At 38.4% G+C, this 21,885-nt stretch carries 14 protein-coding genes; all 14 read right to left on the bottom strand.

The window, feature by feature from the left end:
- Positions 1-2: 2 nt before the first annotated feature.
- The 14 genes from QM867_RS00415 to QM867_RS00350 all read right to left on the bottom strand — a co-directional run bounded on the left by QM867_RS00415 (position 3) and on the right by QM867_RS00350 (position 21,755).
- A complete protein-coding gene (locus tag QM867_RS00415; protein ID WP_414314893.1) occupies positions 3-4,883 on the bottom strand; it encodes a PBECR4 domain-containing protein in 4,881 nt (1,626 codons plus the stop codon).
- Between the two features lie 11 nt (positions 4,884-4,894).
- Positions 4,895-6,250, bottom strand: coding sequence for a hypothetical protein (locus QM867_RS00410; protein WP_414314892.1), 1,356 nt, complete (start codon positions 6,248-6,250; stop codon positions 4,895-4,897).
- A gap of 12 nt (positions 6,251-6,262) precedes the next feature.
- Positions 6,263-8,098 carry a VirD4-like conjugal transfer protein, CD1115 family gene (locus QM867_RS00405; protein ID WP_414314891.1) on the bottom strand — a complete coding sequence of 612 codons (1,836 nt, stop codon included), beginning with the start codon at positions 8,096-8,098 and terminating at the stop codon, positions 6,263-6,265.
- Entirely contained in the window at positions 8,095-8,643 is a 549-nt protein-coding gene (locus QM867_RS00400) for a DUF3801 domain-containing protein (RefSeq protein WP_414314890.1), read from the bottom strand. The genes QM867_RS00405 and QM867_RS00400 overlap by 4 nt, the downstream gene beginning before the upstream one ends.
- A gap of 1 nt (position 8,644) precedes the next feature.
- Positions 8,645-9,547 (bottom strand): hypothetical protein, encoded by a 903-nt coding sequence (locus tag QM867_RS00395; protein ID WP_414314889.1) that lies wholly within the window; start codon positions 9,545-9,547, stop codon positions 8,645-8,647.
- Positions 9,540-9,779, bottom strand: a complete 240-nt coding sequence (locus tag QM867_RS00390; protein WP_414314888.1) for a hypothetical protein — start codon at positions 9,777-9,779, stop codon at positions 9,540-9,542. Before QM867_RS00390 ends, QM867_RS00395 begins: the two co-directional genes overlap by 8 nt.
- A 10-nt stretch (positions 9,780-9,789) precedes the next feature.
- The gene (locus tag QM867_RS00385) at positions 9,790-10,440 is read right to left on the bottom strand and encodes a hypothetical protein (protein ID WP_414314887.1); all 651 of its coding nucleotides are present in this window, start codon (positions 10,438-10,440) and stop codon (positions 9,790-9,792) included.
- Between the two features lie 36 nt (positions 10,441-10,476).
- On the bottom strand, positions 10,477-13,179 hold the full coding sequence (locus tag QM867_RS00380) for a phage tail tip lysozyme (protein ID WP_414314886.1): 2,703 nt from the start codon (positions 13,177-13,179) through the stop codon (positions 10,477-10,479).
- A gap of 10 nt (positions 13,180-13,189) precedes the next feature.
- Positions 13,190-15,553 carry a VirB4-like conjugal transfer ATPase, CD1110 family gene (locus QM867_RS00375; protein ID WP_414314885.1) on the bottom strand — a complete coding sequence of 788 codons (2,364 nt, stop codon included), beginning with the start codon at positions 15,551-15,553 and terminating at the stop codon, positions 13,190-13,192.
- Entirely contained in the window at positions 15,495-15,869 is a 375-nt protein-coding gene (locus QM867_RS00370; RefSeq protein WP_061863978.1) for a hypothetical protein, read from the bottom strand. The genes QM867_RS00375 and QM867_RS00370 overlap by 59 nt, the downstream gene beginning before the upstream one ends.
- A 56-nt stretch (positions 15,870-15,925) precedes the next feature.
- Positions 15,926-16,675: a conjugal transfer protein TrbL gene (locus tag QM867_RS00365; RefSeq protein WP_414314884.1), complete on the bottom strand. Its 750-nt coding sequence runs from the start codon at positions 16,673-16,675 to the stop codon at positions 15,926-15,928.
- 9 nt (positions 16,676-16,684) lie between these two features.
- Complete coding sequence (locus QM867_RS00360; RefSeq protein ID WP_050087313.1) at positions 16,685-16,912, bottom strand: hypothetical protein; 228 nt, start codon at positions 16,910-16,912, stop codon at positions 16,685-16,687.
- A 75-nt stretch (positions 16,913-16,987) separates the two neighbouring features.
- The gene (locus QM867_RS00355; protein ID WP_414314883.1) at positions 16,988-17,407 is read right to left on the bottom strand and encodes a hypothetical protein; all 420 of its coding nucleotides are present in this window, start codon (positions 17,405-17,407) and stop codon (positions 16,988-16,990) included.
- 73 nt (positions 17,408-17,480) lie between these two features.
- Positions 17,481-21,755 carry an SspB-related isopeptide-forming adhesin gene (locus QM867_RS00350; protein WP_414314882.1) on the bottom strand — a complete coding sequence of 1,425 codons (4,275 nt, stop codon included), beginning with the start codon at positions 21,753-21,755 and terminating at the stop codon, positions 17,481-17,483.
- Positions 21,756-21,885: the final 130 nt, after the last annotated feature.

Genomic DNA, 21,885 nt, shown 5'->3' with positions numbered 1-21,885 from the left:
CATTAGTGAGGGCTGCTCAGGGACTTTTTTTCTTCCACCTGCTTTACAGCCTCCGCCTTTTGATTACCCAACTGCTCAGATTTTTCTTTTGCCTGTTGGAGTTTATCAGCAAATTTATCTTTCGTTACGCTTTTATTTTTCACCAGTTCCAACTTAGCATCCATTCGATCAATCAAACTTTTTGCTTCCTTCTGGACAACCTGCAGTTGCTCTACCATATCTTCAAAACCATTTTTATCTTTTGCCCAAATAGCCAAATATCCAAAACTGTAGCTACTAGTATCAAAACCAAAATGATTAGCTACGACATAGGCCACACTTTCAGCTTGTAATTCTTGCTTACGGTATTGGTCATCACCATATTGTGCATTAGTTCCTCTGTGTAAATCTGAGTGAGCCATTTCATGAAAAATTGTTTTTAGAATATGTTCTTGACCCTTTAATCCTTTTGAAATGACAATTCGATTTTCATCTGGAGAGTAATAACCATTTGCGCTTTCTTTTTTAATATCTTCAAAACTGATAGGAACCTGATTATCCATCGAAACTGCTTTGGCTGCTCGATACAAATCTTCATAATCCTTAACAGAACCAGTCAATTCATTAATTGCTTTTGGCAATTCTTTTCCTTCGGTTTGAGAGACATCAAAGACATTCCCTAACTTGAATCGAGTAACTGTGACTTCCTTATCTTCCATTTCATTCTCAGATGGAGAAAAACTCAACTCATTTTGATTAGCAGAAATCTTAGTTTTTACTTGATACGGAACCCAAATTTTCAGAGCTTTAGAACCCTTTTTGACTGTTCTTTCAAAATCCGTTTTCCATTTGTTAAAACTTGCCACTTGGGAAACATTAGGGTTCTGCATCTTCAGCAAATGAATATTGTTGAGTGAGTAGTTGTGAAACTTACTCATCGTATCCAAGAATGATCTAAACTGTTCTGAGTCCAAATAGTTCTTCATTCCCTCTTTCAAATGCTCAGCCAAAGCTTTTGTATCTTTATTTGAAACCAACTGGGAAATAGTTTGTTCTGATTTTTTAGTAGCAACTGCTTCGGTAATAATAGCTCCTGCAGCCACTTCAGCATCTGTCCTTCTTTCTCGATCTTCCTGCTTTTTATGAAGGTTAGAAGCAGCATTGTATGGATCTGTTCCTTGCAACATCTCATCAGAATTGGAAATACCATCACCATCTAAATCACGATCTCTCTCATCTTTTCGGTTATACTGATAAATTTTTTCGTATGGATTATCTGGTGTATTTTGCGAATTCTTGACTTGTGTTTTTTCAAATTCTTCCCGAATGTTTTCGATGGTTTGTTCACTCGCTAATCTCTCCAGATGATACTGATTAAATAATGTCCCATCTATCTTCATCAGCTCTGAATGCTCTCTCATTTCTCGTGTACCAAGTCTTTCTTTATGAGCGATTGGATTAATCTCCTCACCGATATTGTAACGAATGCTATCCTGAATCAGTTCACCATTAGGAGCGTAGATACTAAACTGGATCTTAGTTGGAGAGATGTAACCTTCTGGGCGACCATCAGTCACTTGTTTTAGCCCTTCCTGATGCAACAAATAAAAGCTCTGATTGGCCTTGTAAAGCTCTCTAGTAAAATCTTGATAAGATATCAGCTCTGTTTCTTTAAAGGGCAATTGCGGGCCATCTAGACGCTCCTCAGACCATTGAAGGCGCACATGGTAATTTTCCTTATAGACCTGATCTTGTTTCCATTCTTTATAAAAATCTGAATTTGTATCTAGGAGATGATCTTCTCCAGCTGCAGCAACAATCTTATCAAATTTATCATTGTACTGTTTAGCATAGTCAAGGTACTGATTCCAGGCTTGATGAAATTCTTCTGGAGTTTTTGAGATATCACCTGGCACACCTAAATTATAAACAGTATCTAGGACTTGAGTAAACATAGCTGAATCAAGTGAGGTTTTATTCAATGTGTTCTCTAACGTTGTTTGTTCAATTTCTTTAGAAACTTCTTCAAACTGCTTATTCTTCAAAACTGACAGCATTTCTGCACCTTTGTCTTTAACATATTCTTCATTGATTGAAAGTTGCTCGATGTGACCATCTCGCTCTCTAAAGACACCTAAAATAATCTTTTCCTGATTTGTCTGATCTAGTAGAAGATTAAGGCTTTTTCTTAATCGCATAAGACTAGCTGGTAGAACTGTACCATCTACTGTCCTAAAAGCAAGTAAAACATCTTGGTCATTTGAACGAATTGCCTTATCCAAATTTAGACTATGAAACTTTTCTACATCTGATAAGTCTCCAAAATAAAAGGACTCTGAATCTACTATGGCAGGTAATTCAGGGAGAACTTTCAACTTATCAAATGCAGCACCTCTGTTGGCAATCAAAATATTATCAAATTGTCCATTTCCAGCAGCAAAATCCAATAAAGTTTGTCCTGCAGTTTGCCCTTCTCTATAAGGATAAATACCTGTTAAGTGTATAAAACTTTCTTTGTTATAGGAGATAGCAAGGCTATTTGTATCTGCACCATCCTGGTAAAAATAGGTAACTTGTGAGTCTGCTACGTTTGACAAGTACCATTGAGCAGCATTTTGAAGATGAGGTGCATATCTGTTTAGTTTCAGCAAATCTTTATCTGAGATAGGATGGTAGTTATCCTTATAAATTGACTTTCTATCCTCATTTATGCTAAAATGAAGTAAAGGTTGAGATCGAGTTTGACTTGGTGACAAGTCATTCAAAGGTTGCGATATATTCGCTTCTGGTAGAGGTGCTGCCACCTGAGATCCTTCAGGAAAATCCCCGAGTTTTGTCTCAGCCTTTTTGTTTTGTTCAGAATTATTAGCAGTCTCTTGTATGCTCTCAAGAGACTTTTCTTTTTCTTCTGATTCAACTGACCCTAATTGGATATTTTCTTCAGCTGAACTTTGCTCTTCCTCTATCATTTGTTTTACTCCAGCATTTTCTTGCCCTTGTTTGGCAAGTAATTCATCCACCTTCAGTCTTTCCTCATCTGTTTTCGGATGATACTTAGTTTGTGAAGATAATTGAAACTCTCCTTCTTCAGTCAACTCCAGGGCAACTCTTCGTAACCCTTTTACAAAATACGTATTTGGTTGTTTTTGCCACTGGTTCACTAGCCCCTCATCAATTAAGGCTTGAGTTGCTGGTTGAATGCTCGTTTTACCCATTTGTTCAGATATGGCCTCAAGTCTAGTCAACTCTTCTTGATAGCGTTTAAGAGTAGCTTTGGTAAAGAACGACTCCCCACGTTCAGCTTTTTCCAGCTCTTCACGGATTCTAGGTATATTTTGAACACTCATCTCCAGACCACTTCCCTGACGATTCAACCCCATTTCTTTCAAATGTTGTTGGTGCTCCAGGCGCTCTACTCGCTCTTCCTGTTGCCTAATCTCATCCATCTTTGAGAAGACTTGACCCTCTATTTGTTCTTGCTTACGCATAAAGCTAGAACCGCCTCGCTTATCATTCATGGGTTGCCCATTTGTTAGTGTTTGGTGGGAATAAGCTCTTGAAATAGCCTCATCTTGTTCACCCCTTAGTCGTTCCAATTTTCGACGTGCCTGGGCAAGACGACTGTTGTCAGGCTTTTCTACTTCATACTCAGCCCCTGCTTCATGTACTTCCGACATAGTATGTTTCCTTTCTTTCTCTTGATCGACAATCCTTGTATATTCTTGACGGACTTCTTCCCTTGTCAATTGCCAGTCTGACACAAAGGCTTTTACATCATCTGCAGTTAACTCTTGCGCTTTTGCAAGAGCTATTTCCTTCTCAAAAAAGCCCTGGTAATGCCAGGACTTTTCATCTGCTGTGTAAACGTGCGCCAGCTCCTTAGGAGCTTCATTCCTCCTCTTCAGGAAATCATTCCAATCTTCCTTTTCCTGGTTAAGCTGAACGATAGGCGGAATCGCAATCTGGACTGGAATCCCCTTCTCCTGCAATCGAGTGATAAAATTCTGTCCTGCAGCATCATTATCTACAGCCAAGGTAATCATATCTTGATTCTGACCATCTTTAAAAAAATTCGTTGTTCTAGCGACAGTTTCTAGTGCTTTTCCAGCATTCTGATCCACTTGATAGGATTTACCGTTCATCTCGGCATATAATTCCATAAATCTTCGACTAATGATACCATCTTTAATCCCATCCATAGCTACTAAGCGGACATCCTGAAGCCTATCTTTATGAAGCTCATAGTAGCTCATAAGATCGATTGGAGCTTCCGCAAATACCAAACGTTTAGGGATACCAATATCAATTGAAAATCCTAGTTGTCCGTCTGAATTTCTCATAATTTGTTTTAAGCGACCACGTTCTGGATAGTGCACTCGATTCTCTACTATCCCCTGGAGACTAGCGCCAGCTAAAAAGCCCGTGTTGTCTTTATATTTAAAGACAATCACAGGCTCGAAATAGTCTCCTTTTTTTTGGGTTGCCTCCGCCATACTCCCCTGACTCAAAAAGAAATTAATCGTGTCATCTGAAAGGCCTCTCTGAGTCTTCAGGTAGCTTCTAGAAGCCTTGAAATCCTGATGCTCATATTTTTCCAGGTTATAGTAAAAGGGCTCTTTTGGGGCTATCTGAACCGCCAAATCCACTTTCTTAAATTCTCCTGTTTCCAAGAAGTGCATCGCTTCCTTGTAAGTAACACCCCGGATAGTTTGAACTAATTGAATCACATCTCCAAATTCTGATCGAGAATTCCAATGAAAGTCATTCTTCCTTGCATCGATGACAAATGAATCGTGTTCTGTCCATGTATAGCTATAGTTCCCCGTGCGCTTTAACTCCATTCCCAGCTGTTCCGCAACAGAAAGGATAGATAGGTTTTTAGCCGCTTCTTTCGTTAATGGCATCTGTTACCTCCTTACAATGAATATTCTGACGCTTCTTTTTCTGCTGCTAAATCCTGAGTCTGGTTAAGCTGTTTCTCAACTTCTTCTGCTTCTACGAAACGCTCTAAATCAGGAATAAGGTGCTGGACTTGTTTGAGTTTATCCTGGAGTAACAAGTTATCATCAATGTGATAGACAGCTTCCTGCTGGCCATTGAAGCCCTTCTCCGGATCGATATCCTCAAATCGGATAACAGCTAATTCTGTCAAACTTCCCTTATACCAAGCTCCAATTTCATTTTCAAGATAGAACTGAACCGATTCTCGATCTTCAGCTTTTGTATTCCTCAAATAGGCCAGATTCCAGCTTTCACCCTGAGAATACCCAGTGACTTCTTGAACAATTAGCTCCTGATTGTTAGTGCTTAAAATCCGATTAATATCGTCTAAACGGGGGACTAAGATTTCCTGAGCTAGAGAGACTGCTTCTGTACGATAGTCGAAAAATTCATATTGTTCCCTATCTTCGACATAGTTCCTAACGAAATCTGAATAATGAGGGAAATGTTCCTGAAAGCTAAGTGAAATCATCCCATAGATATAGGCTTGTCTTAATGTTTCAAACTGGGCTATTTGATAATATGATGGATCGAGCTTAGCTTCTTGATTCAACATTTCCTTGATACTTTCTGGAAGTTGTATTGGCTCCGAATCTGGCCAAGTTCTCTTGGAATAGTTGATTACTTCCTCGTAGAGAATAGTATCAATCTCTGAATTTTTCATTTCAAGCAAAGCCTCTACAATTTGAGCTGATTCTGAAAGATTGGAACGATAATCAGTAATCAAGCCATCTTTACGAACCTCCCACTCCTCAACTTGAGCATTTTCTGAAGTTCGTAGTAACAATACCTCCTCAGCTTCCAGATCAACTCCAATGACCTGATCACCATTTGGTAGCTGATCCATCTCCAATTCCTGGATTTTAGCATCTAATTGATTATTAATCTGAAGCAAGTCTTGCTTCAAATGAAATAATTCTTCTGCATTGGCCTTCAATTCCTCAAAGTACTCTCTGGAGATTTTCACTGGCTGAACCAATAAATCTTTCTCTCGTTGCTCTCGAGGATATGAAAATAAGTAGGGAGCAACTTCTTTGAAGTCCTGGTAGTTCATCCATTTTATAGATTCTGTAACAATCATATTCTGGACATCGATGACATCTGTATGAGGCGTAATCCAGCCAGATAAAGCTAACTCTTTTACTGCTTCAGATAGGGGGTAAGAAGGGATATGTTCTAAAATCCCCTCAAAATAACCAATCCCTCGAGCAGTCTCTTCCTCAACTTCACGCTTCATTCGTTTAAATTGTTTTTGTGGTAGTGTATTCATTCTTTATCCTTTCTAACTCACTCTGAGCGGAACTTCCTCAACTTCCTTAATCCCAATATGAATAACATTTTCTTCCCCAACCTGATCTTTCCACTCATCAATATCGCTCAGATAGCGCTTGTATCGATACCAGTTGTCATCATTCGGTCCATTACTTAAAAGATGAGCTCTTGGATGCGTGTCTAGGTTAAATTTTTGATCTCGAAAAACATTTTGTTTGGATAAGAAGAGTAGGGCTTCTGTTGTTCCAATCGTAGCCACCTCATGCGGTGTCAACAGTTCTCGACCAATTTTAGAGTTCTGCTTAGAGCTGCTGGCATTTCTTCCCCTGCTCTCGCTATAGTTCTGATCATTCAAAGTCTGCTTACCAGATCTCTCAGATAAAGCTCTCAAAGTATCCGGATCATTTGTTCCCAGATAAAGAATAGCCCCACAGTTATTGATAATCGTTTTCGTGTTCTCTTTACCGTATAATACTTCAATCTGACTTTGAGATTGAACCATCATTTTAATAGAGATTTCTCGAGACCGAATAACAGAGATAGTGGGGGGCAGATTAGGAATCTTGCCAATCTGTCCAAACTCATCCGCCTCTATCTGAACATGCAGTAAATCCTTTTTAGACTTTGTTGGATGCTCACCTAGCAGGATTACATCTGCAGTCTTTATCAAGACATCAAAAATGGTACTAAAAAGAAGGGCTGACAAAAACTGATAAGCTGGATCTACTTCTGGAATATGAATGAATACAGCAGTCTTTTCTGTATTCCATTTCTCAATCTCGAGCGTGTCTTTTTCAATAATCTTTCTCAACTGTTCATGGTCAAACACTGAGAAAGTAGTCGCAAAAATGGCATAAACAGAAGCCCGTGTTTGGCCATCAAAGTTTTTATTAAACAGGCTCCACTGCCTGCAGGCATAATTTCCCGGCAATCTACGCTCTAAATCTTCAAACATCAATTCAACCGGACTCTCCGCTTCTGGATGATTCCTTCTCAATTCTCGAATCATATCCGTAACCTGACCCAGGTTTGGCATATAGTGATCGAGCTGACTATCAAAATAAAGATAGCCAATAAGAGAACGCATCAGAAGCTTATTAGCCGCTGGCCAGAAAGGATCACTTTCATGACCATTTCTATTCAGAGATTCCGTGATTGCTTCAGCTACCCGGTCTATATCCATTTCATTATGAACATATCTAAAAACGTTGAAGCCATCTGAATTCAAGAAAGTAATCAGATCGAAAATCTTCAGCTTATATCCTTTTTCCAGTAGAGATTTCCCAATCTCATGAATGAGAAGTCCTTTGGTATCCGTTGTCAAAAAGCTAGAGTTCCCTTGTAATAAATTCGGCTTTACAAAACTCCGTGTCTTCCAGTCACCCGTACCTCCATATACCAAGACATTTTTATTGATTTGATTTTCAAAGCTCAAGCGGTTATTAAATAGTCCCATCTGGCTATTTTGAGTGAAAATCATATTCTTTTCAGAATCTTCATCTCGGAAGCGCATCAGTTCGTCTTTCGTCGCAAAACGTGCCGATCCATGCTCCTCCCCATACCTGTATGTCCCTGTATCCGTTACTCTCAAATACAGCAGAATAGCAATCAGAAACCCACTCATACCAATCAATAAAGAAGTTGGTGTGAATTGAAAATCAAACCAAGATTTATCGCTCAGATGGTCGCTCATCCAATTAAACTTTTCAAGACCAAATACATCCGTTACTGAATCCGTATCGGGTGCCAATAGCCATAGTTTAAAGAGCCAATGAAAGAGGTAGAATAGACCAATTCCTAACAACAAATACGGTCTAAGTTTCCGTTTCTTCTTTTCTATAATCACTTCATTTTCCCTCCAATCTGTGGTTCGATATTTTCCGGAAGAACAAACTCCTTGGTATGAATGTTTACCTGGAAGGAATGGATTTTCTCTTGTTCAACAGCTTTGAAATGTTTCAATTTCTCCTCAAAAGAAGTCGTTTTCCCATTTTTAAGATTGCGCTCATTGAATCCTTTAGGATCTCTTGTGATGCCTTCTAGAACATCCTTAAAGGCTTGTTCGACAACACCTTTATCTTTTGCATTAAAAGCAAGAGTTGTCTTTCCATCTGGATGAGTATAAAAAGAAAAGCCAATCCCGTATTGGCCCAGTTCTTTTCGAACTGCCTCGAGATTGACTTCATTATGTAGTAATTGCTGGACTTCTTTAGCATCTGCTGTTGCCATGAATTTATTCCAGTCTGTATCACCAGTAAAGACTACATTCTCCCCTCTGGCTTGATAAATTTCAACTGCTTTAGAGCTCACCAAGAAGAGTCCTTTTAAGATTACTTCTCCTGTCACAAGAGTTGCCCGTCCTAATTGGGCTACCACTTGTTCTTGTTCCATTTTAGCTCACCTCTTCAATTTTGAAATAAAGATCTTTCAATTGTGTAGCTTGATAGTCTTTCGCAAGAATCTGTTGTTTCAACTCATCGATCCTATTTTGGCACTTATCAATTTCCTCATTGGCTTCCTTGATAAAATCTTCGTTGGATTTGATTTTATTTTTAATAGATTGCTTATAAGTAACCGTCTGAGCCTCAAAGCTATCAATAACCTCTGAAGGCACATTTACTGCAGCTGCATGAGAAAGAGAGAAGGAAGATTCAGTCTTTTGATTAGGAAGCGTTTTATTCTCTTTCTGACTAAATGTATCAACAACTGGTGCTACTTCTTCTGTAGCTGCATCCTGTGTATTTTCATCTTGTGAAGGTTCTACTCGTTCTTCCTCATTTTCATCTAATCTACTGAAATCATCTGTAGTCCATTTACTAGAAGAATAGGTAATTTTATCTTCCAAAGGTACTTCCTCTCCAACCTCATCTCGAGACTTCTGAGAAACTAGCTCAGCAATTCTTTGACGAGCCATATTAGCCTCTTTCTTGACCGTTAGATCTTCTAGTTCAGGATCTGGTTTTGATTGGATTTCGGGTTGGGTTTGAGGTTCTGGTGTTCCTAGTGAGGAGTTCTTTTCTTTATGTTTTGCTAAAAAATGAAGAAAACCTCTTTTTTTCTTCCCAACACTCGTACCAAAATTTTCCAGCAACTGATCAATGATTCCAACAAAAGGTATTTCAAGACTAAGTTCTTGTAAGATCTCTCCTTCAGAACTGAAAGAATAAAGCCGATAAGTTCCGGTTATTCTATTACTCTTCATTCGCTCATTGATGATTTCTAGCCTTGATAATAAATCATCTCGGTACTCAAATGTTTCCTCTTGCTTAGTCAGTTGATTGATAATTTTATACATGATTCACTCCTTGGTTACTTGATTGTTCTGGAAGAATGAGTTCCTTCATTTCCTGGTAGGATAAGCCACTTTCTTCTGATAGTGCCACAAAAAGCTGCGCTTCCAAATCTTTTTCTTTATTTATGTAATTCTTGATTTTTTCATCTGCTGCTTCTTTTTGTCGTTGCGCTTTTTCCTTCTCTCTCCTTACTTTCTCAAGCTTACCTTCAAGTTGTTTTATTTTTTTATTCATTCAATTCTCCTTATTGGTTACTACTGGTTGCGGTTGTTTGTTCAGAAGATGTAGTTGTTGATGTAGAGGAAACGGGTGTCGAGCTTGAACTGCTAGTATCTGAATAGGTGCCTATACTTTGCCCCTTTGCCTCAGTCAAGACAATAGGCTCAATTTTATTGATTAATAGCTTCCCTGATTGTTCTACATAGGTCAATCGAATTGTAGCCTTAGTGATACCAGCAAGGCCCTTAGAATCTCGATTATCTTTTTCTGCTAAGGTAGTGCTAGAATATTGAATCTGGGCTAAAGCAACTTTATGTGTTTTATCAATGTAGATAGAGCCTGATTCATAAGACTGGTCAACTACATACCCCTTATAGGTCTGATTGACTGGTTTCTGTTCTTCTTGAACAGTTTCCTGATACATAGAATCCGTCATAAAAGGCTTATAGCGTGGACGATTCTCTTCTAAATCCTTTTTGGTATAGTAAGCAATTAGAAAGTCCTCGACCTGTTGTTCAGTAAGAGATAGTTGTTCCTGTTGTTTCTCTTCTGGTTTCTGCTTAGCCTCTTCCTGAACTTGACTATTCTGTCTCAAATTCTGTTGTACTTGAGCAATAGAATAGCCCAGAACAATACATAAAACGGCTACAACTCCAATAAGGAGTCTCTTTACCATTTTGATTAACTTTTGATTATACATTCTTTTCCTTTCTTATTTTGGCGTAACAAAGTAGATGCCTGATTGTGGTGTCAAGGTTCGCCAAGTCGTTAGGTATAAACCACCAAAGTTCATTTCTGACATTAAGAAGCTACCATCACTATTAACGTACTCACAGAATCCCACGTGACCATAGATTGGTGATGCTCCAGCTACACCATTCATGAATACAACTGCAGAACCTGGTTTAGGAGTCGTTGAAATTTCATATCCTTGAGCTTGACCACTATCAACCCATTGATTGGCATTCCCTAAATACGGATAAATTCCTATTCCAATCTGGGCAAAACGGTTATAGACATACCAAGTACAATTTCCTAGTGCATAGGCATTACCTGGATAACCTTGCCCCTCTAGAATTGCTTGATCGGTAGGGAGTCCATACGGAAGTTTGTCTTTATACTCTGCTGGAACTTGTTGGCTCGAAATTCCTGTTGAACCTCCTTTATTTTTTAAGAAATTCAACCATTGTCGAGCTGCAGTTTGTCGCTCTAGAAGCTTATTACCTGGTACTCCCAACCAAGAATTCAAAAAGTCCTCCGCAAGAGCTTCTACGGAACCTGTCGATGTTACAATTCTTCTGAATGCTGCACGTCTAAGTGGATCATCTTCTTCTAATAGGAATTTAGTTTGAACTTCCGCAGACCAGATATCTCCATTCATAGTTTTTGCAAAATTCCACAATGCAAGAGCACGAGGTCCAGTAAACTGACCAATCCCAATCCCAATATAGTGTAAACCATTGACCATGTACTCTCCTTTATTTAAACGTAGTTTCGGATACATAGCCTGGAAAGCATCCCAGTTACCAACTAGATTTTCTGCAGTTGGCTCTTTAGCAACCTTATCAAATTGATTATTGGTTAGAAAGTCTGTTTCATAGCGTTTAAAAGTTATGGAACTCTCAATATCATATCCACCCAAAACGGCTGCAATTCCTTCATCTGTTGCTTCTGGTATATTTTTTTTGATCGCTTCTGCAAAAGCTCTCGCACGTTTTCCTTTCTCTCCAGATGTTTCAATGCTACTCACAACAGACGTTGCTTGTGTGTACTCTACACGCTGGAAGTAAAAACCGACATTGACATAAGTCCAACTCTTTTCAACATTACCATCTTTGTCTTTCTTATTTGAACGATCAGGTTCTAGTTTTTGATAATAAACCGTTTGATTTCCTTCAGATGCCACCTTTCCTATGATATCTCCAGATTTGACATGATCTCCTGTTTTGTAACGAATCGTATCTACATTCTTATACAGGAACTTGGAATTCTCATCACTGATTTCTATATCATTACCATTTACTTCGACTTTCCCATCTAAAACAGCTAGTAAAGCCTGTCCACCTGTGGCCTGCAAAACAGAACCATTAAAGATTTCCTTCGTAGTTTTATAACCAAAACGCTCAATAATCTGAAGGGGAGCTTCTGATTCAGGCTGATCTTCTGTATAAAATGGATTGTCTAGCTCTTGTAGCAACATATATTTTCCGCTATCTCGAGCAATTTCTAAGAGTTCTTTATACTCTTCTAACTCATCCTCACTCAACTTGTAAAGGTCATTTTTTGTATAAAGATCTTCCATTGTTTTAAGATTATCTTTATCCCCATTCAAATTCTTCCATAAGGTATCTAAGTAAAGCTTCCCTCGATTATTTTGCGAAAGATACTTGTTCCCGTCTATACGAAGTTTATCTGAAATATCATCATACTTATAATTCAAGTACAAAAGTGGATCATCAATTTTTGTCCAATAATCTACCTTATCATTCGATTTTTCACGATCCAATTTTGAAATATACAACCAGGTATCATTCATATCAAACTCATCTTGACGGGTAATTCCTGAACTACCAATACCAAGTATTGCCAGAAACAAAAGCAGACCAAAAGCAATCAGATAAGCCTTAAAGCCAAAAGGATTTTTGATAATAGCTTTAATTGGTTTAGATCCAAAACGATAGACCTTTCTAGCCTTCTTAGCAGCCTTCCCTGTCTTAGATGCAGCTAAGCGTTTTCTATAAGCCTGTATCTGTCGAGATAACTTCCCTTCCCAAGAAAATTCTCTTGGGGTTCGAGTGAAGCCTCTCCCTTTAGCCTTATTGTAGAATCTATTTCCTAGACCATAGCTTGATTTAACTACTCCTTGGCCAAGCTTACCGCTATACTTCCCAATCGTTTTAATACGTTTTCCTTGAATCTGTATATCTTGATACTGATTCTTAGTTCGTGCTATATCTGAAAGGGTATCATCCTGATGAGCTGTAGAACTAGCCTGTTGACTGGTTGATCGTTCTATAGCCTGTTTAGTAGCACGGAGAAACTTCTTCTTGCGTGAACCACCATTAGCCTCTTGAGTGGTTTTGAAGACTTTTTTGGAAATCCTCTTCTCTAGTTTTGCCTTATCTAGCTCTTTCTTGAGTGATGCTAGCTTTTTTGCACCTTCTGGAGTTAATGATTTTTCTTGTTTCTGTAAACTTTTATATGCTTTTTTTAGAGACTTTACCTTGGCCTTTGAAGCTCTAAATTGTTTCCGACTCTTCTTCACTATTTGGCGCTTAGAACGTGTTTGTTCTTTTAGCTCCTTCATTTGCTTAGCACTATCTTGTTGAACAGTGCGATAATTTTTCCGGACTGTTTCCAGCTTCTGATCTATCTTATGACCGATTGTTTTTGGTCTGCCTTTCTCCTGATCCATAGTGAGACTCCTAAGCGTCTGTTGCGACTAAGTTATACAACTTAGTATTCTTTGGTATTGGATTTTCAAAAGGCACCACAACTGGCCCTGCTACAATTAATCCTGTACCTTTAGCTTTTGGTCTGGCTAAGTAGCGAATCTGTTTATCAGTCAGATTGACAATCTCTTTTAGGATAGCCAAATCCTGGGGCTTTTGTTTGAGCAAAATCATGAACTCACTGTTTGAGAGCAATTTCCGGCCTTCTTCAACAGCAGCTAGCGTTTCAACGTTCTGGGTAATTCCTGTTGGAATCGCACCGTATTTCCGAATACGTGAATATAACGTAGTGAAGAAGTCTGCTTGAGCCTTATTTTTAAATAGAATCTGCATCTCATCAAAGTAAACCCATGTAGTACATTTTCCTTGATTCTCCACAATTTGATTCCAGATATAATCCTGAATAACCATCAATGCGAACGGCTTCAACTTATGCGACAACTTCTTCAAATTAAAGATAACAAAGCGATGATTGAGATCCACGTTGGTATTGTGAGCGAAAATATCTTGAGAACCAGTTGTATAGGTTTCTACCGCCAAAGCCAAATCTTGAGCTTCTGGTTCTGGTTGTTCCTTCAATACCTGGTGCCACTCTTTTAACGTTGGAGTGAAATCCTCTGTCAAATATCGCTCATAAGTCACACTTGTTACCCGGTCAATAATCCCAATCTGTGCATCTGTCACCTCAGATAGAATAGATTCAAACAATCCCATCAACAAGTTTGCCTTATCTCCAATCGGATCATCATCCTCATCGTCTAAACGATCCAGGTCTGGTAGATCCAAAAGATTGATATGTGTTTTAGAACCAATCGAAATATCCACCATCTGAGCACCGAAAGCACGGCCAATATCAGAATATTCATCTTCGGGATCCACAATAATTACTCGATCTTCTGGATATTTCAGCAAAGTCGGAATGACTTCTCCACCCTTAATCGTAGTAGATTTACCAGAACCAGAGGAACCAAGTACAACGCCTGAACCCGTATTCAGATCACGTTTTCGATCTAGTGTAATGATATTGTTTGATAACTGATTCTGGCCATAGTAGCGAGCAAGGGAGCTGTCAGACTTCAAATCCACGTTAGTAAAAGGGACTTGTGTAGCAATATTAGCTGTAGTCATCTTTCTCATGAAATTCTTCTTCACATTTACGAAGCACTCTCCGATAGGTAGAATCGTATTTAGAGCCTCTTCCTGGTAATAATAAAGATCTTCAAATTCTACCCCTAGCTTCCGACCAGCACGCTTAATCTTCTGCTCATTACGTTGTAGTTCCTCCTGACTATCTGCCTTAAAATACACTGCAATCAAACCAGAAAAGATTTTCTGATCATACTCAGTAATCTCATCTCGCCACTTCTTGGTAGCTTCTGAGATTTCTTGGTCACGACCAGCAACCACTGCATCATCAAAGATACCAGATTGAGCAGCCTTACGTTTAGAACGTAGCTTCCCAATTTCAGCATCTGTTTCTGCATCGTCAATCTTCTCTAAAATTTCAACATTCTCATAGGGTTCTGCATGGATCGTAATAGCTAGCTCCAGCCCCAGTGTCGTCAAATCTCGAATAAGACGATCAGACATCCAGTTAGGATAGCGACGTGCATAGAGCACCTTGCACCAACGATCGTCTATAACCATCCGTTTTTCCTGAAATTCAATCCTGTTTGGAGCAATAAATGATTTCGTTGACAGACCAGATAAAGCAATTTCCCTGTAATCAAAATTGACATACGGGTTATCTCGTAACAATTCAGAAAAGACCTTTAGACGATCCAAGCCGTTCATTTCCTTAAATGTAATATCAGATTCCTGAAATTGCGTTCCCAGGGAAACTCCAATATCTTGTAGTAACAACTGAGCCTGTTTTCGATCATCAGCGTTCGTTGAAATGGTCACATACTTATGTACCTCGAAGTTGTTAGCATGTGTCGTAAATCGCTCCTTGATCATCTCGTTCAACTCCTCACGATAGTCATCGTAGCCATCGTTTGTTTCTTCAAACAAGATATTCTGCAAGGAGTTATCCGATACTCTACGGTTAATTACTAGGAGTTGATAGTTACTTCCCTCATCCAGTGAATTAAGAGCATCCATCGTTGTATCAATGATGCTCTCTTTTTCATCTTGTTGAGCTGTAGAGTAAGAAGCATCCCCCAGCATAAAGCTACGAGAATACTTCTCACGTGCAATGTGCATTAATCCATCTTCATGGAGCAGCGTATAATTGATGGTGTTTTGTGTCGTAGGTTTCATCTGACGACGCAAACGCTCAATTCTTTTCTTTTCTGCGTTTTCTAGTTTTTCTCTTTTGCTTTTGAATAAACTCATCTTTCGTATACATTCCTACCTTTCCAAATTCTGTCTCATAGCTTCTTTGTTGAATTCGGAAAAAGAAATTGATTTTTTCTTTAATCCGCATTCTTTTTGTCATGCCTGTACCGTACATTGCCCCAGGAACTACAAATATAGCATCCCAAAGATAAATGTACCAATCAGGTAAACCAAAGAAATAAATAGTAATTGTCCCTGAGACAGCTATTACTAAACACACATATAGAACAATCATTCTAGTAGTTAAACCAAATAGAATTGGCTTGTCCTCAGTTTCAAATTCTCTTAAAAATTCTGATCCAATTTTTTTCAATTATTTTCCTTTCATACAAAATAAGATCGATTAATTCCAATTATTCTAGACATGGATTACACTCCTAAGAGTTGCTTAGCTTTTCGACTAGACCCAACCATTACAAAGATATAGATAACCCCCTTAGCAATTGAAGCAAAGGCTGTTCCCCAGGAATCACTGGAACCAGCAGTAACCTTTAGGATATCTGCTGCAACAATCGAATCATAAACAACAGAAACAATAATTAGTATGACACCAATAAGGGCAGAGGCCGCAAAGTATTTCAAGAAGTTAATCGTAACAGAGCGTAACGAGTCCATCATAAAGAACGCTACTAACAATGGAGCTATAGCTTTAAGCATATACAAATCCAAGTAACGTAGGAAAACAATAATCCCTAAAATTATGTTAGCCACTCCACTTACAGCTTTTCCGACTAAGGTAATGATAGCTTTTTCAAACATTCCTTTCCCACCAGAAATATTAGAATCAATGGTTGTTTTAACGGTAGGTGTTACATGAGCAATCACTTTCACAACAATATTAAGTAATTCCAGAATGGCATCACAAATCTGAGATGAAGCAGAGATCATGATTAAGGCAAATAAATATTTCATTAAAGCCTCTAACCAAATCTTCTGTGTTAATGCACCTCCCCTCGACTTGACCATTTGTGACCATGATGCCATTTCAAACCAGAAAAAAAGACCTAAAAGGATATACCCAATAGGTCTGACTGCATCAGCCATCATATTTACAGCTTGATTTGTAGCAGAGCTATAACTAGAAAGAGAGCTTGTTAGCTCTCTAATATCTAAATTCATAGGCTACTCCTAAAATTTTATCTGAGATAATGTTGCAACGATTGCGGCTGCAATCCCCGCAGAAGCTATGGCCAGATATACACCATTAGTCATAGAATCAGACCCATCATCTTGTCTTTGCTTATCTTTGTTCTTTCTTCCTTGAATAAAATCGACCGCACCAGTCCAGATCCAGAAAAGACCCGTAACTGTTCCAACTCCACCTAGACCAGTAATAATTTTTGTAATGATTTCCATTTGTTTTACCTCTTTTAATTTTTTATAACAAAAGGCACTGCAGAGATTTCTACAGTGCCAAACACAATACTATTTTTATAATTCATCAAATTCTTCACGATAAATCGTCCGAACAGTAGCTACTAGAATACTGAGGCCAATAATAATTGGAACTTCAATATTCGGATATGGGAAAAATAACCCTCCTCCTTTTGGTGCATCAACCACTTGACCAGCATTAATAAGTGAATCATGGGACATTCCTAAAATATGCGGTGTATACCATCCAAAAATATTATCAATTATGTTTTCGCTTGGGAAATTGAATAGATGATGAATGATTGCCATTCCCCCAATCAATACGATTGTTATACATATTTTAGCTATAACCCACAGAATAAACATACCAATAGTGGATTTTACAACATTAATACACCAAAGAACGATATAAAAGGGAGCTGTAAAAATTCTAATGATAGCTACCCATAACCAGGAAAAATCATTCCCAAATTTCATAATCCTACTCCTCCACTATTTACCGTTATTATACCATAAAAATAGCTTATTTCAAAGGTTCCTAGAGTATTCTCTAAGCCTCTTTTTTCTTACGCTTGCTGTAGAGCAGACCTGTAGCAACACTTCCCATTGCTAGAGCAGCTAATAGTAAATCTGCAGAATCCTTCTCCCCTGTTGAAGGCAAGCTTCGTTCTGGCTGAGTTACTGGTTGTTGCGGATGTTCTTCAGGAGTTTTTGGCTCTTCTGGAGTATGATTCACAACCGTATTGGAAACAACTTCCACACCGTTAACTGTATGATAGTTAGTATTTTCTACTGTTCCTGACTGAATGCGTGTCATTTGTAGATATACTTCTGCTTGAAACTCTGATGTCTCTAAAATTGACTTCAAGAAAGTATCATCAAAGCTAATATCTACTTTACCTTTAGCTTTGTCTACTACTTGACTTGTGAACTTAGTTAATTCATCACCAGCTTTAAATTTTTGGCCATCACTTGTTTCAAAATCTACAGCAGCAAACACTTGATAGACACTCTGATAATCATCATGTGTTTCATCGTAGTCATCGCTAAATTTATACTCAAATAACTGTTCTGAGCGATCTTTTGGCACTAGGGAACCAACTAATTTGTAATTAAATGTTTGATTCAGTTTGACCTCTTTTCCATCCAAGCTTTCTTTGCTTAGATGGTCGATCACTACATCTTTCTTCGGTTCAATCTTCGGAACATTATTGACTACTGTTTCAGTCACATAGGCCATCCCAAAATCAATTTGATAGGCTGTATTCTCATACTTACCACCTGTTTGACCCAATTCTTTCTTAACAGGCATTGGATTAGTAATCGTCAGAACTTCTCCAGTTTGAACGTAGGTTTTGTAGTATTCCTCTTGATTCTCCGCCTCAAATACTTGAATCGCTCCTTTCGGAGTGAAATTGCTAGACTTCAAGGCTTCTTGGACACCTGATGGTGCCTTTTCTAGACTTTCATAAAGAGCCATTTTCAAACCTTTAACTACTCGCCCTTTAGAATCAGTCACTTGAACACCATCTTGATTGATCGTAACAGCTTCTTCTGGATAATCATCAACAATGTAGAAGCCTTTACCAATACGGTCTTTATCTACTTCAATGCCCTTGTATTGACTATAATCTGCGGTTACCTTGTAGTAGTTTACCGAACCTGGTAAGACTTGTTTCCCATTGATGTTGACACCTGCCTTGTTCCTATTGATCTTACGTGGTGTCGGAACGGGAACATAGTTCTTCAAAATGTTTGAGTAGTATCCATTTCCAAACTGAATCTGATGCACTTGGTTTTTGTACTCACCAGTAAAACCAGGTTTGTTTTTCATTGGTGTATGGAAGTACAAATCCATACCAGTTTGAACATAAGCCTTATAAAATTCTTCTGGTTTTTCTGCAACCCACATATAGAAGGCCCCTGTTGGGGAAATACCAGAATCTTCTACCATCTTCTTCAATGCATCCGTCAAAGTTTCCTTAGAAAGTACATGATACATTTTAAGCCCATTAACTTCTTTTCCTGCTGCATCTCGAATCTTAAATTGACTCTCCAATGGGGTTACTGCTTCTTCCGGATAATCCTCAACGAATCCAAAGCCACGTTGAATTGCTTCTTTTGCAGATTGATTGCCTTTGTATGGGAGGTTAGTCATTTTAGAAACATAGTGATTGGTTGCTTCAGGAACCATAGCCTTTCCATCTGTCAGCTTACCTTCAGCATTGTAATTATGCTTTTCAGGCTTGATAGCTGTTCTGTTTGGATCTTTTGGATCATTTGGTTTATGAGAATCTGGATCCTTTTTGCCTGGTGTTGAAAACTTAGCGATATTACTCTTGCGACTATAACCACCATCGTCTTTACCACCATTTACAAGAAACTCAAACCCATTAACATAGTCTGCAGCATCATTCTGAGGTCGTCCCCAGTAAATAAACGGGGCAATTTTATAAGCTTTGCTTAGATTACCGTTAACTGATTTAAGCAAAGTTTCTGTAGCTTTAATCGTCAATTTATTGTTTTGATCAAAACTAATATCCCAATTTGGGTTATCTTTTTTGATTAAGTCCAATTCAGGGTTAAATCCACTTGGGGTCGGATCAATCGCCACCAGTCTAGTTGTCAACGGACGACCAGCAGGAAGTGCCTCTACATTGAGTATCCACTTAGTCAAGCTGTTTTTAGCGACATATTTTCCGTCAATATCCACACCATCTGCATTCTGAACAGACTTCTTAATTTGAGGTTGTGTAGAGAGTTTATAGTTATTATAATGTACTGTAGGTGGTTGTAGTTTCTCAGGAATTTTTTCATCCGGTTTAGGATTTGGTTTTGGAGGCAACTCAACTGTCTGCAAGTTCAATTCTGAAGGTTGTAGTTTCTCAGGAGTAAATGGTTTAAGGGGTTTCACTTTGTTTGGGCTTGGAGGTGTGACGGTAGGAACTGACAATTCACTTGTTACTGTAAACCAAATTGACGGTACCCAACGCTCTAACCCATGCCTATCCCCAAGTTTATCCCAACTTGTAATTCGTAAAATGTATTCAGGATTTGCTCCTTTCAAAGCAACTGCGCCTGATACATACCAAAAATACGGACTTTCCTTGCTGTCAATGATTCCGTGTCCATCCAACCCGAAATGAGCTCCATTAGAGTTTTCCATTTCGTTTGAGTAAACATAACCATTATCATGTTTTACAATAGAAGAGCCTGTAATCGGGATGAAGCGAGCTGAATCTGTTGGCTTAAGTGCTTCCACATGACCCTTATTGGAACTTAAACTTGAAATAGCAAGGATACCTTTAGCTTGCTTATCTGCGTCTTTAACATCTTCAAAAACAATCTGAGTACCCTCTGCATCATAAAAACGTGGTTTTACAGAAAGTCTCAAATCATAGTCTTGCCCCTTATCCTGTTGGAGCGTTGCAACTTCAATACCATAAGTAGGATTTTGATGAATACCGTAAATGACATCTGACTTAACATTTTCAGAATCGGAGAGAACGGTCAAATCCAACTCCATTCTAGAAATTGGCTTACCTTTGAACGTTGAGTTTTTCAAATTAGAATAAGTGACTGTAATGGTTTGACCAACTTTAGACGTCACAGCTCCAAGTTTTAAACCTTTACCTGAATAGTTAAATGTTCCTACATTTTCGTAAAACTCAAACTTAGATGAGTAACGATCAGGTTTTTGACTTAAATCATCTGATACTTCATGACGTGAAAAATAAGTAACAACCTCAGTTATCTCGTTAGTTCGCCCAAGACTTCGACTCATATCCTTAAAAGATTCAGCTAAGCCTTTAGCGCTAATATAATTTGTTACACCTTTAACATCTACCATAGCATTCGGTTCATTTTTATAAACCAACGCTTGAGTTGCAACCTCTGATAACCAACCATCTTTGGTCTTATTTTTTTCAGCTTCAGCTAATTCTTTTTCATAGCGCTTCTGATCCTCTACAATCTTGTTGTTTTCAGCCATAATCAATTTGTTATCGGCATCCACTTTTTCTTTTGCACTCTGATTTCGGTTGGCAAGTTCTTCAATATCCTGCTTCACCTTAGCAGCATGATCTACAACAGCTTGCTTGTTAGATTTTTGAATAGTATTAACGATTTGCGTATACTGATCATAAGAACTCTTTGAATTTGGATCTACTACAATCGTCTTCGTTGTTTCGGTAATTTTAGCATCTGGAAATTCCTGCTTCACCGCTTCCTTACTCAGGTTCAACTCTTTCTGAGTCTTTTTAGCTACAGCAGTCGCTTGTTTATATGCATCTTCTAGTGCTTGATTCTCCGTTTGGATTTTCTTATTGTTAGAAGTGGCTGTATCAACTTCTTTTTTGTATTCATCTTTTTGACTTACATAATCAGAAGTCACTTGTTCAATCTGTTTCTGTTGTTCATTTTGAGCTGTTGCAATTTCACTCTGTACTGCATGAGTAGCATCGGAGCTAGCTGTTGTACCTTTATCTACAGTAGGATCCTTAACAACATTAACTCCTTCTGCTTTAGCTTTAGCAACGGCCTCAGTCACATTTGTATTATCTACTGTAACTGAAACAGAACCTTGTGCTTGATTTGCTTGACCAATCACCGCCTGATTGTCAGCCGTTGGCGCTGGCTGGGAGTCTTTCAGATTGGAAGCAGTATTAGCAACTTCCGTAGTTGGTACAAACGAAGTAGATTCATCTGCCTTAGCAACCTGAACTGTTCCCATCAATGCAGCTAAACCAAGAATAACTCCACATGTTCCCCATCGTCGTGTTTTTCGGATAGAACCGAATGCTCTTGTTTCATTATTGAATTTCATGATTTCTCCTTTAACTTTTAATATAGTATTCAATATTATTCGCTTTCGATATAATTTGAAGGAGCTCTCGCCCTAAAATATATAATTCTCATTTCTTTCTCCAACAAAAAAGTCACCAAGAAACCTTGAT

It is taken from the genome of Streptococcus infantis (assembly GCF_047463635.1).
GTDB classification, from domain to species: Bacteria; Bacillota; Bacilli; order Lactobacillales; family Streptococcaceae; genus Streptococcus; species Streptococcus infantis_W.
The sequence above is the reverse complement of the archived record's forward strand: the minus strand, read 5'-3'. Positions and strand labels throughout refer to the sequence as shown.

Bases quoted from the DNA above. Each gene is read 5' to 3' on its own strand.
- QM867_RS00395 (WP_414314889.1), bottom strand. From the start codon at position 9,547: ATGTATAAAATTATCAATCAACTGACTAAGCAAGAGGAAACATTTGAG.
- QM867_RS00390 (WP_414314888.1), bottom strand. From the start codon at position 9,779: ATGAATAAAAAAATAAAACAACTTGAAGGTAAGCTTGAGAAAGTAAGG.
- QM867_RS00355 (WP_414314883.1), bottom strand. From the start codon at position 17,407: ATGAAATTTGGGAATGATTTTTCCTGGTTATGGGTAGCTATCATTAGA.
- QM867_RS00400 (WP_414314890.1), bottom strand. From the start codon at position 8,643: ATGGAACAAGAACAAGTGGTAGCCCAATTAGGACGGGCAACTCTTGTG.
- QM867_RS00365 (WP_414314884.1), bottom strand. From the start codon at position 16,675: ATGAATTTAGATATTAGAGAGCTAACAAGCTCTCTTTCTAGTTATAGC.
- QM867_RS00415 (WP_414314893.1), bottom strand. From the start codon at position 4,883: ATGCCATTAACGAAAGAAGCGGCTAAAAACCTATCTATCCTTTCTGTT.
- QM867_RS00350 (WP_414314882.1), bottom strand. From the start codon at position 21,755: ATGAAATTCAATAATGAAACAAGAGCATTCGGTTCTATCCGAAAAACA.
- QM867_RS00385 (WP_414314887.1), bottom strand. From the start codon at position 10,440: ATGGTAAAGAGACTCCTTATTGGAGTTGTAGCCGTTTTATGTATTGTT.
- QM867_RS00380 (WP_414314886.1), bottom strand. From the start codon at position 13,179: ATGGATCAGGAGAAAGGCAGACCAAAAACAATCGGTCATAAGATAGAT.
- QM867_RS00410 (WP_414314892.1), bottom strand. From the start codon at position 6,250: ATGAATACACTACCACAAAAACAATTTAAACGAATGAAGCGTGAAGTT.
- QM867_RS00360 (WP_050087313.1), bottom strand. From the start codon at position 16,912: ATGGAAATCATTACAAAAATTATTACTGGTCTAGGTGGAGTTGGAACA.
- QM867_RS00375 (WP_414314885.1), bottom strand. From the start codon at position 15,553: ATGAGTTTATTCAAAAGCAAAAGAGAAAAACTAGAAAACGCAGAAAAG.